This is a genomic window from Burkholderia sp. Ed8, assembly GCF_040761425.1.
Lineage (GTDB): Bacteria > Pseudomonadota > Gammaproteobacteria > Burkholderiales > Burkholderiaceae > Burkholderia > Burkholderia seminalis.
This window is the reverse complement of record NZ_CP142885.1, coordinates 2,229,310-2,245,299: the sequence shown is the minus strand read 5'-3', so window position 1 is coordinate 2,245,299 and position 15,990 is coordinate 2,229,310. Positions and strand designations below refer to the sequence as shown.

The window sequence follows — 15,990 nt, the reverse complement described above, 5'->3', positions numbered from 1 at the left end:
ATGTTTTCATTCCGAATCCGTCGGCCGCACGGGCGGCCGATGATGGCGCTGGCGTCGGCCGCGGCTGCCATCGCAGTCGTCATCTTGGGTGCGCTGTGCGGGCGGGCAGGCTATGCGCAACCCGCACCGCCCGTATCGTCGCCTGACGCGTGCGATCCGGCCGATGCGATGCGTGCGCATTCCGTCGCGTTCTTCTACGGCAACGACGTGCCGGTTCGCCAGCTGGAGAAGTTCGATGTCGTTGTCGTCGAACCCGACAGCGGCTTCGATCCACGTGCGCAAGACATGCAACGCCCCGCGTGGTTCGCCTATGTGAGCGTCGGCGAAGTCACGCAGGAGCGCGACTATGCGCGCAGGATGCCGAAACGGTGGTTGTTCGGGCGTAATACGACATGGGCGTCGGCGGTCGTCGATCAGTCGGCGCAGGGGTGGCCGTCGTTTTTCGTCGAACAGGTGATCGCGCCGCTGTGGGCGCGTGGGTACCGAGGCTTCTTTTTCGACACGCTGGATTCGTACCAGCTCGTCGCGAAGACGGAAGCGGCGCGCGCGAAGCAGGAGGCTGGCCTGGTCGCCGTGATCCACGCCGTGAAATCGCGCTATCCGACTGCGCAACTGATCCTGAACCGCGGCTTCGAGATCTTGCCGAAGGTGCATGACGCGATCGCCGCGGTTGCATTCGAATCGCTGTTCGGCAACTGGGATCAGCGCAACCGGCGTTACGGCGCCGTCCCCGCGGCGGATCGCGACTGGTTGCTCGCGCAAGCAAAGGCGATTGAAGCGCGCTATGCGCTACCGGTGGTCTCGATCGACTATTGCCCGCCGGAAGACGCGGCGTGCCGCGACACGATCGCCGCGAAGATTCGCGCGACGGGTCTCATTCCGTATGTGACGGACGGAGCGTTGCGCACCGTCGGCACGGGCCCCGATGCGACGGCATCATGGCGATGCCGCGACGCGAGGTTCGGCGGAGATTGACGCATTCGGCCTACTGCTGTCGAGCGTATCTCGAGACAGCGCGTCGATTGCCGCAATGATCGAATTGAACAGCCCGGAGAGTTCGTCTGCGTGCACACTGACGCGAGCAAGCATTTCTCGCTGCTCGGCGGTCGTGGCCTCTGCTTGCCAGCGCATGAACTGCTCGTCTTGAATCGGTAACGTTTTTCGTTGCCGGGCGTAGTAATGCCGGATTCGTCCAAGCATCGCGCCGTCCAGCACGTGCGGCTCCATTTTGTGCGTGGTCAGTTTGACCTGTATCCCACGCGCTTCGTCCAGTTGAGCGTCGAACAAATAAAGGAAGGTCGGCAAAAACCGGATCGGTCGCCATGCCGGCGCTTGTCGCGTGGTGTCGTTCATCGTTGGAAATCCGCCGGGATGACTGTTTTGTCGATCTGTGTCGAGAGTCCCCCACGCTGCGCGCGCCGGTATTGAGCCACTGGCTGGACATCGACCGCGCAATACATGCAATCGGTATGCCATCGGGTCCGCTCGATCAGGCAAGGGTTGGCCGGCAGGGCTGAAACCCATGTGTCAACGGTTCGTGACACCGATGTATGGAAATCCGTACTCGTCGCGGTACGCGACGATGCGGCCGCGCTGCCGTTTCCCGTTTCCCGTTTCCCCAGTGACGAGGGCGTCCTGCATTTTCATCACGGCCGACGCGACGTTTTTCGCGGCAATCGATAAAAAGATAATACGCCCGTGATCGTTTGCGAGGACGGATAGTCACCTGAGGCGCAGGCGTGTCAGGGCAAGCCGACCGATATATCCGACCATCTCGCGAAAGGTTTCCTCAGGCGAGGAATGCATGAGTTACAGGAAGTTTGCCTGCGTGCCGACATAACGAACAACAACACACGGGGGGAAGCAAGCATGGGCTCCATGACAGTCGGCAGGAAGCTGGGCGTTGCATTCGGTATCGTCGTACTTATATCGTTGATCGGCAGCGCGATCTCGATCGTCAATTTTCTGAAGCTGAATCAGGCGAACGGCTGGAACGTTCATAGTTACCAGGTCTTGCGAGCGAACGACGACATGCTGACCAGCATGGTCAACATGGAGACGGGCGTGCGCGGCTACGTGGCCTCGGGGGATGACCGGTTTCTGGAGCCCTACAAGGCAGGCGTCAAGCAGTTCGCCGCGTCGCTCGATGTCGTTCGCGGCCTCACCGCGGACAACGCGGCGCAGCAGCGTCGTCTCGAGACACTGCGCGACATGCATCGGAAGGTGGCGGAGATCGATGACAAGCTGATCGCGATGCGGCGTGACGTCAATGCCGGTACGCAGCCGGCCAACGTGCTGATCGACTACTTCAAGCAGGGCAACGACAAGCAGTTCATGGATCGCTATCGAGCCGTGGCCGCCGAGCTGAACGAGGCCGAGCAGTCGCTGCTCGATCAGCGCTCAGGGGAAGTGGCTAGCTTGACTGCGTTGACCAAGTTGACGCTGGCGGCAGCAGGCGTCATCACCGTCGTCCTCTCGATCGTGCTGGGAACCGTCATCACGCGCGGAATCATGCGGTCGCTGGGGGGCGAGCCCGCCGACGCCGCGGTCGTGGCCGGGCGTATTGCCGAAGGCAATCTCGAAGCACCTGTGCCGGTCGCGCCGAACGATCGCGGCAGCCTGATGGCGTCGCTCGAATCGATGCGGCGGCAACTGAGCGGCATCGTGTCGGAAATCCAGTCGACCGCGGAATCGATCACGACTTCGGCTGGCGAAATCGCGCAAGGTAACCTGGATCTCTCGCAGCGAACGGAGGAGCAGGCGGCTTCGCTCGAGGAAACGGCGGCCAGCATGGAGCAGTTGACCGCGACGGTTCGTCAGAATACGGAAAACGCCCGGCAGGCGAATGCGCTCGCGGGCAGCGCGTGCGAGGTCGCGATGCGCGGCGGCGAAGTGGTGAACCAGGTGGTCGACTCCATGCGCGCCATTTCGAGCAGTTCGGGCAAGGTTGCCGAAATCATCGCCGTGATCGAGGGGATTGCGTTCCAGACGAACATCCTCGCGCTGAATGCGGCAGTCGAGGCCGCGCGTGCGGGCGAGCAGGGGCGCGGATTTGCGGTGGTGGCCGGCGAAGTGCGCACGTTGGCGCAACGCAGCGCGAACGCGGCCAAGGAAGTCAAGGATCTCATCACGGGTTCGGTGGAAAGCGTGGCCCAAGGGTCGCAGCAGGTCGAACGCGCGGGCGCCACCATGTCGGAGATCGTGCAGTCCGTGCGGCGAGTGACCGACATCATGAATGAAATCGCATCGGCGTCGGACGAACAGGGAACGGGTATCGAGCAGGTCAACGTCGCCGTGGGCCAGATGGACTCGGTCACGCAGCAGAACGCGGCGCTCGTGGAGCAGGCATCGGCGGCCGCGCAGGCGATGGCGCAGCAGGCGACCACGCTGCGCGAGGTGGTCGGGGTATTCAGGATCGGTCGCGCGCTCGCGCACTGACGCCCCCCGAATCCCGGTGCTCCACTCGAAGTCGATGCGCGAGGCGCCGAGTCGCTCGCGTGGCGATGCTTTCGTGGATCGAGGCAGTTTGTCGCAGGATGTTCGGTGAACCGAGCGCCGGCCGTATCGCGCTTCCGTGTGGCGACCACGTCATGCCCGCATGTCGTTTCGCCCCTCTTCAAGCGTGGATGAATGTCTGCGCAAGCTTTCTACAGGTTCTCGACCGGAACGGGAATCGTCTCGCCTTGATACGGTATCGCCGAGAACGGTCCAACCGCGCGAAGGATCCGATGCCGATTCAGTTCGAAGGCCAGCCGAATCTGCTGTTCGCTCGTATCCCGGGCGCCGAGGCAGGTGCGGACGGTCTCGCGCAATAACGAAAACGAGCGATATCCCCAACCGAATCCATAAGCGGAAAATTGCAGCGTGCCCGCATCCGTCAAAACGGGCAGCGTGCTCTCGATCGGTAGCATGTTCATCCTTGGCACCTGTTTGAAGACCATACGGTATGTCGCCGCGCATAGGGGCAGCGTGACGGTCAGGCGAGCATGCCGCGCTATCCGGTCCGCTTTCGACTACGTCCACCGTTGCATGGGCCGCTTCCTGTTCGCGCGAAACATGCAAGCGACGTGCCACGTCAAGGCCTATGCCGGACAAAGGCACTCCCAACAGCGAACAATCAGATGTGTCAATCAATCGATACACCGGCGTCAACGAATTAGACGCCGATCGAGGTTGATGTGGGTATTGTTTTATTGTCGTCAATCAACCGAAATAGTTTGGAAAGGGAGGCGATACCGGTTACATCGCCGATACCGTTCATTCGCACGGCGGGTTGACGCAAAGCCAGTGCGCATAACCATCATGGCGATGGCTCGAATCGAGGTCGGGCGAACGTCGACGAATCGTTCGGCTGCTTGACGCCGGATGTTGCCCGGGACGATTCGTCGAGCCACGCGATGATCGAATCGTACAGCGCGGCGAGGTGGTCGGCGCGCTCGCCGATCCGCCTGAGCATTTCCCGTTGTTCCGTAGTCGTGGCTTCCCATTGCCAACGCATGAATTGCTCGTATTGAATCGGCAACAGCTTCCGTTGCCCGATGTAGTAATGCGTGACTCGCTCGCGCATCGCAGGATCGGCCATGCGTCCTTCCGTCGTGTGCCGGGTCAATTTGTCGAAGGTCGCCCGCGCTTCGTCCACTTGAATGTCGACCAGATAAAACAGGATCGGCAAAAACTCGATGGGCCGCCATACCGGCGGCCGTTGCGTGTCCTTCGTCATCGGTTGAATGTCGATCAAGCTTCGCTCGGCCGGTTCCGGCGCGCGCCGACATCGATCGTTTCCATCAGTCGATCGATGTCGAGCAGGGTCAGCATTTGTTCGCCGTCGTCCCCTTCATGGATGGCGAGGCCCGTGACGCATTCCGTTTGCATCGCGGTCCCGACCTCCGGCGCGGGGCGGCGAGCGGAGAGATCGATATCGACCACGCCGCTCACCGAGTCGACGATCAAACCGATCGCCTGTTCCGCACCGTCGAGTACGATGATGGCGGTCGGTACGGTGTCGCTGATCGGGTCCAGCGAGAACGTCGTGCGCAGGTCGACGATCGGCATGACGAGGCCGCGCAGGTTGATCGTGCCTTTGACGAACGGCGGCGCATCGGCGGCGGGCGTCGGTTCTACATAGGGGCGAATTTCGCGGACACTCATGATATCGATGCCGTATTCGTCGTCGCCGAGCACGAAAGCGACAAATACCTGCTTGGTCGCGTCGCCGGCGCTTTCGCGTACGGGTATGCTCTCCGCGATTTCAACTGCTTCCGTCATGTCATGCTCCAGAAAATGGATGGTTCGTGCCGTATCAAAAGGCGGTCCAGTCTGCTGCCGCGTCCATCGCGGCACGGGGTGACGGCGCGCTTGCCTCCGTCACGGGCGTGCGGCCCGGTCGCACCGGCCGTGACACGGCCGCCGTGGTGGCCGCACCCCGGCGCGTCGCCGGCTGGTCGTAGGCATGGCTATCCACGGACCCGACACGGAAGAACGAGACGGCCTCGGTCAATCGATGGCCCTGATCTTCGAGCGACTTCGACGCGGCCGCCGCTTCTTCCACCAGTGCCGCGTTCTGTTGCGTGACTTCGTCCATCTGCGTGATCGCGATGTTGACCTGTTCGATCCCGCGACTTTGTTCGGAGGACGCCGCGGCGATTTCACCCATGATGTCTGTCACGCGTGCCACGGCCTTCGTCACGTCGGCCATCGTATGGCCCGCATCGTCGGCAAAACGCGAGCCGTCCCGAATCTTCTGGACGGATGCGCCGATCAACGCCTTGATTTCCTTGGCTGCACTCGATGAACGCTGCGCGAGGCTTCTCACTTCGCTCGCCACGACGGCGAAGCCGCGACCCTGTTCGCCCGCGCGGGCAGCTTCCACGGCGGCGTTCAGCGCGAGAATGTTGGTCTGGAACGCGATGCCCTCGATGATCCCGGTGATCTCGGCTATCTTCGACGAGCTGTCGCTGATGTCGGTCATGGTTTCCACGACCTGGCTCACCACCGCGCTGCCTTTGTGCGCGACGTCCGACGCACCGTTGGCCAGGGCGCTCGCCTGTTGCGCGCTCTCCGCGTTCTGACGCACGGTAGCGGTGAGCTGTTCCATGCTCGATGCCGTCTCCTGCAGCGACGCCGCCTGTTGCTCCGTGCGGGACGACAGGTCCTGGTTGCCTGACGCGATCTGGCTGGATCCCGTCGCGATGCTGTCCGCGGCGGTACGGACTTGCCCGATCAGCCGGACGAGGCTCGCCTGCATCTCGCCCATCGATGCCAGGACGCTGCCCTGCGGCGCGACCGCGGCGCCGTCCACGGTGCCGAGGTCGCCCGCCGCGACGCGGCGTGTGATGTCGCTCAGGGCGCCGGGTTCCGCGCCGAGCGCGCGCGTGATGCTGCGCGTGATCAGGAGCGCCGCAACGACGGCGGCGGCGACGGCGGCGAGACAGATGCCGATCAGCAGCGCGCGGTGTCTGTCGTACTGTTGCGCGGACGCCTGCTTGCTTTCGGCCGCCCGATTGCTTGCGAAGCCGGCGTAGGTGTCGGCTGCTGCGACGAGTTCCTTCAGTAGCGGCCGGCATTGATCGTCGATCATCGCGATCGCCTGGTCTCGCTGGCCGTGCAACGCAGCGTCGCCGATCGCGACGGCCACCGGGCCATATCGCGACTCGATGCGGTTGATCTCGGCCACCAGCGCGCGGCCTTTCGCCGTCACGTCGGGGTTGGTGGCGATGGCTTCGTTCAGCTGGCGAAGCCGTGCCTGCACTTCGTCGTGCGCCTGCGTCATCGCAACGCGTTCGGTTTCGATATCGTCGGGCTTCGTCACGAGCACCAGATTACGGACGGCGACCGCGCGACGAAGTACCGCCGCACGAACTTTTTCGGTCAATTCCGCGCGCGCACGCGCACCGTCGACGTAGTTGGCGAAACTGTCGTTCGCATCCCCGAGCGCACCGAGTGCGATCACCGAAACCAGAACCACCAGCGCGGCCATCATGCCGAAGGTCAGCGCGAGTTTCGCTCGCACGGTCAATTGTCCGAAGCTCATGTTTAGTCTTCCCCTGTCGTTTGCCCTGGTCGAGCGGTTGTCGTTGTGCTTGTTATGAACGTCGGGTCGGGAAGGCATCGACATGCGTCGACGCTCATCCGCGTCCCGTCGTTGAAATCACGATCACGCAGGGACCGGTACCGGCTTCGATGTCTTCGCGTGCTGTTTCGCGAAGGATGAGCGCCGCCTGCCCGGTGCGATCCGCGAGATCGCTCCGGGCAATACATGCAAGCGGTGTGCCACATAAAGGGGACTGTCGGACAAGGCTTTGCGGGCAGCGCGGCAGCGAGACTGTCAACGCATCCGGACACGCGTGTCCGGCAATCCGACGCTAGCCGATGTCGAGGTGTGCCATGCGCGTGTACAGCGACTGGCGGCTGATGCCGAGCCGCTTCGCTGCTTCCGCGCGATTGTCGCCGGTGAGTCCGAGCGTGCGCAGGATCATCTCGCGCTCGACGGCGGCGAGTGCTTCCGACAGCGGACGATTGAGCATCGCGGCAGGCAGCAGCGCGTCGCGCGAAGGAACACCCGGTTCGTCGAGGAACGCGAGATCGCATCCGGTGACGACGGCGCCGGGCGCGAGCGCATTCACGCGCGCGATCGCGTTGCGCAGTTCGCGTACGTTGCCCGGCCACGCATACGCGATCAGGCGGCGCTCCGCCTGCACGGACAGCCGCTTCGTCGTAGTCGAGGCCGACGTCGTGTCGAGAAAATGGACGGCGAGCGGCAGGATGTCGGCCAGCCGCTCGCGCAGCGGCGGCAGATGAATGGGGATGACGTTGAGTCGGTAAAGCAGGTCTTCGCGAAACGTTCCGTTCGCGACCATGGTCCGCAGGTCCCGATGGGTTGCCGCAATCACGCGGACGTTCACCGAAATGGACCGGTTGACGCCGAGTGGGGTGACTTGCTGTTCCTGCAGCACCCGCAGCAGCTTGGCTTGCATGGAGGTCGCCATGTCGCCGACCTCATCCAGAAAAAGCGTGCCGCCATCGGCTTCGACGATTCGGCCGGTCCGGGCGGCCGTGGCGCCCGTGAAGGCACCTTTGCAATGGCCGAAAAGCTCGCTTTCGAGCAGCTCATGAGGAATCGCCGCGCAATTCACGGCAACGAACGGGCCGGCGCTACGCGACGACTCGACGTGGAGCACCCTGGCCGCGACTTCCTTGCCGGTTCCCGTTTCCCCGGTGATGAGAACGGTCGCGTCCGACGCTGCCGCGCGGCCGATACATTTCTGTACTTCGCGCATCGCCGCGCTGATGCCGAGCAAGCGCGGCTCCGCACCGGCAGGTTCGTCGAACGCGTCGACGTTCGCCTGCGCATGGGGAGCGGCATCGGACAGAGGATGGGCCGCGAAGATCCGCTCGAGCAGGCTCGCGATATCGTCGCGGCCGACCGGCTTCGTCAGGTGGTCGAATGCGCCGAGGCGCATGGCGGCGATCGTGTTGCCGCTACGGGCATAGGCGGTCAGTACCACGACGGGGACCGTCGCGAGTCGAGGGACGCGCCGCAGTTTCGCGAGCACGGCAATGCCGTCCATGTCGGGCAACCGGATGTCGAGGAATATGCAGGCGGGTTGCAGACCTCGGTCGACGCGGGCGAGCGCGTGCTCGCCCGTGCCGGCGCATAGGGTTTCGTGACCCAGATCGGTCAGCGTTTCAGACAATCCTTCGCAGAAGGCATCGTCGTCGTCGATCAGCAGGATGGTCGCCATGGGATATCGATGACAAAGCAAGTAGTAGGGGTGGCGGCGTGACAGGCGTTGCCGCCGTGCGACGCTGCGATCTCTCGAACCAGGGTGAGACCGAGCCCGCAGCCGCCGGGCCGCGCGCTGACGAAGGGCTCGAAGATGCGCGCGCGCTCGGCTTCGGCAACGCCGGGGCCGTCGTCGGCGACTTCGAGCACGAAGCGTGCGCCGCATGGTGAAGCGCGGCGGCTGGCCTCGACGTGAACCTTGCCGCCCGGGCGAACGTGCGCCAGCGAATTGACGATCAGATTGTCGAGCGCACGACGCATCTGGGCAGGGTCGAATACGGGGCGATCGGTCGTGTCGCTGGTGGAGGCCGTCGGCATATTGCAGGCCACCGTCAGCGCGACATTCTTGCCGCGCGCGAGCTCGTCGTGTGTCTGCACGCTTTCCGAAAGCCACGTGGCCGGATCGACCGGCTCCAGGCGCGGCGTAACGGGCTGGGTGAGCGCCAGGAGCCTGGACACCTGGATTTCGATGCGCTCGATCTGGCCGAGTATCGAGCGCAGCGCCGATTGCTGCCGGCAGGCATCGCCGGCCAGCGCGTTCTCGGCTTTCAATCGCATCGCGCCAGCCGGATTGCGAATTTCATGCGCAACCTCGGCGGCCAGTGTGCCGAGCAGCGCGACACGATGTGCTTGCGCGAGGCGTATTTCCAGTTCGCTCGCGTGTTCGCGAGCATTGCGGGTACGCGCAGTACAGCGGTTGAATGCATGCGCGATCCGATCCAGTTCCGGCTCGCCCGGGCAGGGGATGCTGCCGGCGGAATCGGCGTCGTCGTTCGAGAGCGCCGTGTCGAGCCGCACGAGTTTGTCGCGCCATGCGCGCAGTGCGAAGGCGAGATACAGGGAAACGGCGAACAGAAGCGCCAGAACGACGGCAAACGTTGCTACGATGGCGTCGCCCTGACGGACCAACATCGATTGCGCACGCACAAGGGTCCATGCATAGAGCCCGGCATGTCCGTTCACGGGGCACGCGATCGCGATGACTGCGTCGTGGTGCCTTCCCGCTATTTCGGCGGCGGAGTGCACGCCGGTGGACGCTGCCGAGAGCGCGCTCAGGATCAGCGGCGTTTCCGCTTCCGGAATGTCGCGCTTGATGCCGCTGCCGGGGTACGACGGAAACGCGTAAGCCAGAAATCCACCGGCACGCTCGGGCGCATTCGCCGACGGCGCGGAATGCAACGCGCCAGCGTGCCAGAAGCCACCTTCGATACCCGCGGATGCGGCAAGGGCCGCGTTGAGTACGTCGCGCAACAGTTGAACGCTCGGCTCCGTCGCGTGAGGTAACGACAGCGTGTAGTGGGAAGCAATCGCGTCGCACGCGTCGCTCGCGCGCTGCCTGGCGGATGCGATCCGGTGGCCTTCGGTGCAACTGGCCATTAACCAGACGATTGCGACCAGCGATGCGCACAACGCCGCAGCAAGTGCCCTGAGTAGCGACAATTGCGTTGAAAACCTCGGTCTGACTAGCGGCATGGTCTTGCTTGGAACGGTGCTACGTCGGTGCTCATGGAAATGGTCTGCACAATGCAGGGCAATCGCGTTCGCGTCTGCGTCGACGTTCGGTCGAGAATAATGGGGTGGCCGTGGGGACGATGTGGCGGGCCATTCTTGTTTGAAGCATGCGATGTATGCGGTACGCACGCGCTCGCATCGCTCGATTGGCAGGTTTTGTCAGACAACAGCTTCTGAAATGCGACACGTTCCGGCTGTGAAATCAATGTGTCAGGCCGGTTCGTGGTCGTATCCGGAAGTGATCCTTATTATCTGAATGGTACAGAAACGTTTTATTTTCGTCCTGTGCGCAATCGTTTGCGTATGTGCGCGATCAATAAAAAGCAATGCGGTCTCGCGTCCGCACCGGCACGCCGCGCGTGTGGAAGTCCCACCTCGGCAAGTTTGCGCGAGCAGCGTAGCGAACATTCGTCGACGCGAGCGGCGGTCGAGTCAATGGCGCCGATGATGGGCTGTACGGCGCAGACGCCGCTCGCATTGGGCAAACCAGGTCGATCATGGCGAGCGTGATGGCGTGACCACTGACGAACGCGAACGGCTGAAGGCCGTGGAGCGCAACGTTAATGGGACGAGGGAGTCTGTCGGTTCCATTTTTTCAGGCCGGCCTCGGTAAAGGTCTCGTCAGGATGGAACATGCTCCGCGCATCCACCGGGACATGAAGCCCTCCATTCTGCGGAATCCGAATCAACTCATGTGTTGATTTCCATCGAGAGGCTTCCCACTGCGCGCCAGATGGGGTGGTGAAATCTCGTGTTGACCGCCAGGGTTAAGTTTCTTTTAAGTCCGCCTTCGTATCTTGTGTTCAGGGCGCGTGAATGATGCAACTGCGTGATGTCCAGTCCGCCCTACGGGAACAACAACGATCAGAGAAGGAGAATTCGACATGTCCACCCTGAACAGAAAGAAAGTAGCCTTCTGCGTGATGTCGGTCGCATTGCTGGTCTGCGGTACTGTGCCTGCCGGCTATGCGGTCGCGGCCGTCACCCAGGCAAAGGCCGTCAACCAGGATTTCACGAAACTGTCGCATGCCGGGAATCGGGCCATGATTGATGTCATGATTGCCCGATCTGCGCTCTTCGACGGCCATCCTGAGGCGGCCACCCATCTGCTGGCCGACGCCAAGACGGCCATGCAGGCGGCGAAGTCCGACAACTCGGCCTTCATGAAGGCCGAATCGACGCTGAGCGACGCCGCCGGTGCACACGCCAACACGGCTACGAGCAATCAGGTTACGGCATGGCTGCCGGTCGGCGGTGACATGACCGTACTGGATGACTTTACCGCCCAGCCGGTCAAGGCCAAGGCAGTCGCCAACGCCAACGCGGCCTTGAAGAAGGGGGACCGCGAAGGGGCGATAAAGGCGCTGAAACTTGCTGACGTCAATGTCGCCTATACCGTCGACGTCGTTCCACTCGACCAAACCGCCGAGCGTATCGATCAGGCGTCGGCACTGCTGAACGCGGGCAAGTATTACGAAGCAGGTGTCGTCCTGCACCACGTGCAGGACAGCCAGCGCTTCGATCAACTCGATATTAATGCCGTGCCGGCCACCCGCGGATAAACCATCGTGAGCGATACCTCCCATAGCCTGCTGACGTGGATTCTCATCGGCGGTGCGTCAGGCTGCTTTGCCGGGGTGGTCTGGCGTGGACGCCCGTACCAGATCATTCGCGATATCGTTCTGGGCGTCATGGGCGCATGCGTGGTCTCAGGTATTGCTCATGTCCTAGATTTATCGGTAGCCAACAGCGTGTTTCTCGACATTGTCACCTCCACGGCGGGTGCGCTCGTCGCACTCGCCGCAATGCGTCAATTGCGCAAGACCTAGTCTGGCGCGCAAGCGGCTGATACGCTCGATACACCGATTGTCGTCGCGCGCCGCGCTGCAACCGACGATCGTCAGGCAACTGAGGATGTTACAGGGCGAGAATCCTGCATGCGCCTTCAAGTTCCCCCCCTAAAAGTACGCGCGCGGCGTTTGTAGAGGGGGCTCCGGCATTTTCTGCTGTGCGCCCCGCGGCATCGGGATCGCGCGTCCGGAGCCGCACGCAGATCGACGATGACGGTCCCGCGCGATGGAGCACGGGGTTCCCAATGCCGTCGATCACGAGTTCCCTTCCGCAAGTTTGCATTTTTTCGTAAACAACTTGTATGGACCATTCATCATCGCCTCGGGAACCTCTATGAGAAATAGGTAAGGATCTAGCCGCCTGACTATCGGATTCGGGTTATTGACGGTCCTACCGGTGGCAATAGCCGTGACCGCGTTTTACGGACTGTGGCAATTGAACCATCAACTTGACGCTATTACGCGAGTAAGCAATACGGAAGCACGGTTGGCAAACCCACTATGCTCATCAATACAGGATCGCGCAATCGCCATCCGGAATCTGGCGTTGCTCACTGCTCAGCAAGATATGGCACAGGAAGCCGACCGCATTCCTTGCGCTCAACGCAGCGGTCGACGCGGCGCGTGCGGATGAGCAGGGACGAGGCGTCGCGGTTGTCGCAGGTGAAGTCCAAACCTTGGCACAACGAAGTGCGGTAGCGGCGAAGGAAATCAACGAGCTCATCGGAACATCGGTATCTCACGTCGCTGCGGGTTCAAATCCGGTTTCGAACGCTGGAGCGACAATGGAGGAGATCGTCCGATCGCAAGCGATCGATAAACGACGCCCCTCGGTCATCAAACGTGTAAGAACGCTCTGATATCCTTCGCCTCTCATTCTGGCTGACCAGGGGAGTAGTGACATGCGTTGGATAGTGCCTCTCGTACTGGCGATCGTATGTCCGTGTTCCGCGCTGGCTGATCCGGCCGCTTTTAACGCAGGGATAATCCGGCTCACGGGGGTGAACGAAGCTGCCCCTTTCAACACGGTGATCTTTTACCCTACGCGTGAGCGCGAGGTTCCGTGGCAAGCGGGCCCGTTCACTGTTGAGGCGACGCGCGATGCTTTGCCTGTACCGGATGGCCGTTTCCCCGTTGTATTGATTTCACATGGACGAGGCGGCGGTCCCTTCAGCCACCGTGAATTGGCCACAACTCTGGCTCGCGCCGGATTTATCGTCGTCTTGCCGACGCACGTTGGGGACGCTTCAGGCTATCCCCGCGCGCCGTCCCAAGCCCAGATTCTGATTGATCGCCCCCGGCAGGCAGAGGCCGCGCTCAATGCAGTCCTCGCGGATCCACGGTTTTCCGCGAGCGCCGATGTCGGCCGAATTGGCATGATCGGATACTCAGCCGGTGGCTACACTGCGCTGATTCTGGCCGGAGCGAAACCCGATTTTGCGTATGCCGGTGCGTACTGCGCAGATCACGATGATCCGGGATCGTGTCCGCGTCCAGCAACCAGCAATGGTGCGCACGGCACCCAAGGCAAAGCGGCCGTACCCGCTGACCTGGTAGCTTGGCAACCGCCCGTTGATCGCCGCCTGAAGGCCTTGGTGCTCATGGATCCGCTGGCGATGATGTTTGAAGCATCTGGCTTGTCCGCCGTGCGCGTACCGACGATGCTCTATCGACCGCGGGACGACAGCTATCTTGGTTCTGCGAGAAACGCTCTTGGAGTTGTGTCAGGCTTGCCCACACCGCCCGCAGTCCACATCGTGCCAGGCAACCACTTCGTTTTCATTGATCCTTGTCCGGCCTCGGTCGCAGCCAGTGCGGCACTGATCTGTCAGGATGCGCCCGGGATCGATCGTGTGGAGATTCATCGCCAGATCGACCATGAGGTCGTGGACTTCCTACGCGCAAATCTATAAGTCATCCAGACTGAGCTGACCTGCTCCAGGGAAGCAACGCGGCGTGGTCGATGGCCGACCAAGCGGAAAGCCTGAAAGCAGTAGTGTCTATCTTCAAAGTCGACTAGTAGCCACGGCCGATTCCGTTGCCTTGGCCCATTCACGGTGGCTGAGGGGACCGCCGCCTCGTCCATGTGAAATCAATACAACGGGGAAGCGGCCATCCGGGACAGGCGAAGCATCACGCGTCGCCTCAACGGTGACCGGGCCCGCTTGCCACGGAACCTCACGCTCACGCGTAGGGTAAAAGATCACCGGATTGAAAGCGGCAGAGCCGGATTACCCCTGCGTTAAAAGCGGCCGGATCAGCCAGCGCGGAACGCGTACATACGATCGCCAGTACGAGAGGCACTATCCAACGCATGTCACTGCTCCTGGTCAGTCAGAATGAGAGGCGAAAGCTATTAGAGCGTTCTTGCACGTTTGATGACCGAGGGGCGTCGTTTATCGATCGCTCACAGTTGACTTATTCGCGATGCTACGCACGTGCGGTCTCGTCGCGCTCTTGTCCTCGGGCGTGATGAACCAGCTGACTGCCACCTTGGGACTTGGCCAGATATAGTGCTTGATCTGCAGCTGCGAGCAGATCGGTGAGTGCAATCATCTCCGAATTCGATGTCGCCAGGCCAATGCTGACGGTTGCTTGAATTCGATGACCGTCGGCGCTGTGAACCATCCTGGCAAACTGGCTCGCAATGATTTCTCCGACTGTTTTCGCGCGATGGCTATCGTGGTCAGGCAGCAGGGCAGCAAATTCTTCACCGCCGATGCGCGCCAGAATCGTATTCGCGTCGGTACTGGCGCGAACCACGCTCGCGAACGACCTCAATACCTCGTCGCCGGCCTTGTGACCATAGCGATCGTTAATTCTCTTGAAGTGGTCGAGATCAAACGCAAGGAGCGTGACGGGGCGTCGACGTATTGCGCAATCGTCGATCACTCGCTCTCCCTCTTCAAAAAACAGCCTGCGATTTCCCAGGCGGGTCAAGTAATCCGTACGGGACTCTTGCAGGAGTTCGCCATGAACTTCCTCCCGGGTGAGCCGGAGTAGCGTCATCGGCAAAATGACGGAATAGAGGACACCCTCGTACATCGTGATTTTGCTCGAAATTGACAATGCTTGCGTCCCAAAAATCGAGACCAGCCATGGCAGGACAATGGCTCTGGCAGCGTAGAACAATGCATGGATTCCCGTCACCGCCACAGCGACGCGTCGAGATTGAACGGCCGGCATCGCGTCACGTCGTGTCAGTTCGAGGGTTGTCATTGCGGAAACGAGCGCGATGGGTATCGCGCTGGCATAGAGCCATACTGCGGCCTGCCAGCGCGCACCGGCCGCCGCCCATGTAAGCCCCATCAGGAGAAGCAGACCGATCGAGCTTGCGAGATGCCGCCGGCCGTTGAACATCGCCACAGCGTGCAAAACCAGGAGATAGCCGCCCAGAATCACGAGATTGCTTATAGCAGCGCCAGCGGAGCCCAGCAGTTCAAGCCGAAACGCAGCCACCGCGCAACCGACCCCTAGCGTCGCATAGCCGGCCGCCAGCATTCGCAGTTCGTTGCTGCGCTTGGGATGCGATACGTGCTCCCAATATGTCATGGCGGAACTGGCCAACAAGGTTCCGATCGCTAAAAGGTAGAGGGTAGCAAGATCGACTTTCATCGTCGTTATAAAGCACGTCGCCGCCACGACGAGGAAGAGGTTGCCGACAAACCTGCAATAACGGCAGATACTAACAATTCTTGAGAATAGACGGGGAAATGGCGATCCTTACGTTTCAAAAACTGTTCTGGCCTCCTGTTCTTGCAAGTTCAATCGCAGTACTTTGCGGCGCAGCCAACAGAACGTTGAGTCAAATTTGTGCCGCCAGGCTGCTTGACTGATCCTGAAACG

At 61.8% G+C, this 15,990-nt stretch carries 13 protein-coding genes and 2 pseudogenes; 7 read left to right on the top strand and 8 right to left on the bottom strand.

The window, feature by feature from the left end; all coding sequences use genetic code 11:
- Entirely contained in the window at nt 1–975 is a 975-nt protein-coding gene (locus VXM69_RS10240) for an endo alpha-1,4 polygalactosaminidase (RefSeq protein ID WP_367188537.1), read from the top strand.
- On the opposite strand, the gene VXM69_RS10235 is transcribed toward VXM69_RS10240, so the two are convergent.
- A complete protein-coding gene (locus VXM69_RS10235) occupies nt 937–1,353 on the bottom strand; it encodes a hypothetical protein (RefSeq protein ID WP_367188536.1) in 417 nt (138 codons plus the stop codon). The two genes, VXM69_RS10240 and VXM69_RS10235, sit on opposite strands and share 39 nt — an antisense overlap.
- Nucleotides 1,354–1,869: 516 nt before the next feature.
- Here VXM69_RS10235 and VXM69_RS10230 point away from each other — a divergent pair.
- Nucleotides 1,870–3,438, top strand: coding sequence for a methyl-accepting chemotaxis protein (locus VXM69_RS10230; protein ID WP_069704618.1), 1,569 nt, complete (start codon nt 1,870–1,872; stop codon nt 3,436–3,438).
- Nucleotides 3,439–3,647: 209 nt separating this feature from the next.
- Here VXM69_RS10230 and VXM69_RS10225 read toward each other — a convergent pair whose 3' ends face one another.
- The 6 genes from VXM69_RS10225 to VXM69_RS10200 form a co-directional block, all read right to left on the bottom strand.
- Nucleotides 3,648–3,917: a hypothetical protein gene (locus VXM69_RS10225; protein WP_034187971.1), complete on the bottom strand. Its 270-nt coding sequence runs from the start codon at nt 3,915–3,917 to the stop codon at nt 3,648–3,650.
- A 383-nt stretch (nt 3,918–4,300) separates the two neighbouring features.
- Nucleotides 4,301–4,738 (bottom strand): hypothetical protein, encoded by a 438-nt coding sequence (locus VXM69_RS10220; RefSeq protein WP_141685029.1) that lies wholly within the window; start codon nt 4,736–4,738, stop codon nt 4,301–4,303.
- Entirely contained in the window at nt 4,735–5,265 is a 531-nt protein-coding gene (locus VXM69_RS10215; protein ID WP_367188535.1) for a chemotaxis protein CheW, read from the bottom strand. The genes VXM69_RS10220 and VXM69_RS10215 overlap by 4 nt, the downstream gene beginning before the upstream one ends.
- 34 nt (nt 5,266–5,299) lie before the next feature.
- The gene (locus VXM69_RS10210; RefSeq protein ID WP_069704620.1) at nt 5,300–7,030 is read right to left on the bottom strand and encodes a methyl-accepting chemotaxis protein; all 1,731 of its coding nucleotides are present in this window, start codon (nt 7,028–7,030) and stop codon (nt 5,300–5,302) included.
- 331 nt (nt 7,031–7,361) lie between these two features.
- Nucleotides 7,362–8,741 carry a sigma-54 dependent transcriptional regulator gene (locus tag VXM69_RS10205; protein WP_124608775.1) on the bottom strand — a complete coding sequence of 460 codons (1,380 nt, stop codon included), beginning with the start codon at nt 8,739–8,741 and terminating at the stop codon, nt 7,362–7,364.
- Nucleotides 8,723–10,222 (bottom strand): sensor histidine kinase, encoded by a 1,500-nt coding sequence (locus VXM69_RS10200; RefSeq protein WP_367188534.1) that lies wholly within the window; start codon nt 10,220–10,222, stop codon nt 8,723–8,725. Before VXM69_RS10200 ends, VXM69_RS10205 begins: the two co-directional genes overlap by 19 nt.
- A gap of 456 nt (nt 10,223–10,678) precedes the next feature.
- Here VXM69_RS10200 and VXM69_RS10195 point away from each other — a divergent pair.
- The 5 genes and pseudogenes from VXM69_RS10195 to VXM69_RS10175 all read left to right on the top strand — a co-directional run.
- Nucleotides 10,679–10,856 (top strand): annotated as a pseudogene (locus VXM69_RS10195) (IS3 family transposase); the annotation flags it as partial.
- 322 nt (nt 10,857–11,178) lie between these two features.
- Nucleotides 11,179–11,856: a YfdX family protein gene (locus VXM69_RS10190; protein WP_367188533.1), complete on the top strand. Its 678-nt coding sequence runs from the start codon at nt 11,179–11,181 to the stop codon at nt 11,854–11,856.
- A gap of 6 nt (nt 11,857–11,862) precedes the next feature.
- A complete protein-coding gene (locus VXM69_RS10185) occupies nt 11,863–12,123 on the top strand; it encodes a GlsB/YeaQ/YmgE family stress response membrane protein (protein WP_034187966.1) in 261 nt (86 codons plus the stop codon).
- A gap of 614 nt (nt 12,124–12,737) precedes the next feature.
- Nucleotides 12,738–12,950 (top strand): annotated as a pseudogene (locus VXM69_RS10180) (methyl-accepting chemotaxis protein); the annotation flags it as partial.
- Nucleotides 12,951–13,145: 195 nt separating this feature from the next.
- Nucleotides 13,146–14,057 carry an alpha/beta hydrolase family protein gene (locus tag VXM69_RS10175; RefSeq protein WP_367188532.1) on the top strand — a complete coding sequence of 304 codons (912 nt, stop codon included), beginning with the start codon at nt 13,146–13,148 and terminating at the stop codon, nt 14,055–14,057.
- A gap of 517 nt (nt 14,058–14,574) precedes the next feature.
- Here VXM69_RS10175 and VXM69_RS10170 read toward each other — a convergent pair.
- On the bottom strand, nt 14,575–15,759 hold the full coding sequence (locus VXM69_RS10170; RefSeq protein ID WP_059556722.1) for a diguanylate cyclase: 1,185 nt from the start codon (nt 15,757–15,759) through the stop codon (nt 14,575–14,577).
- Nucleotides 15,760–15,990: the final 231 nt, after the last annotated feature.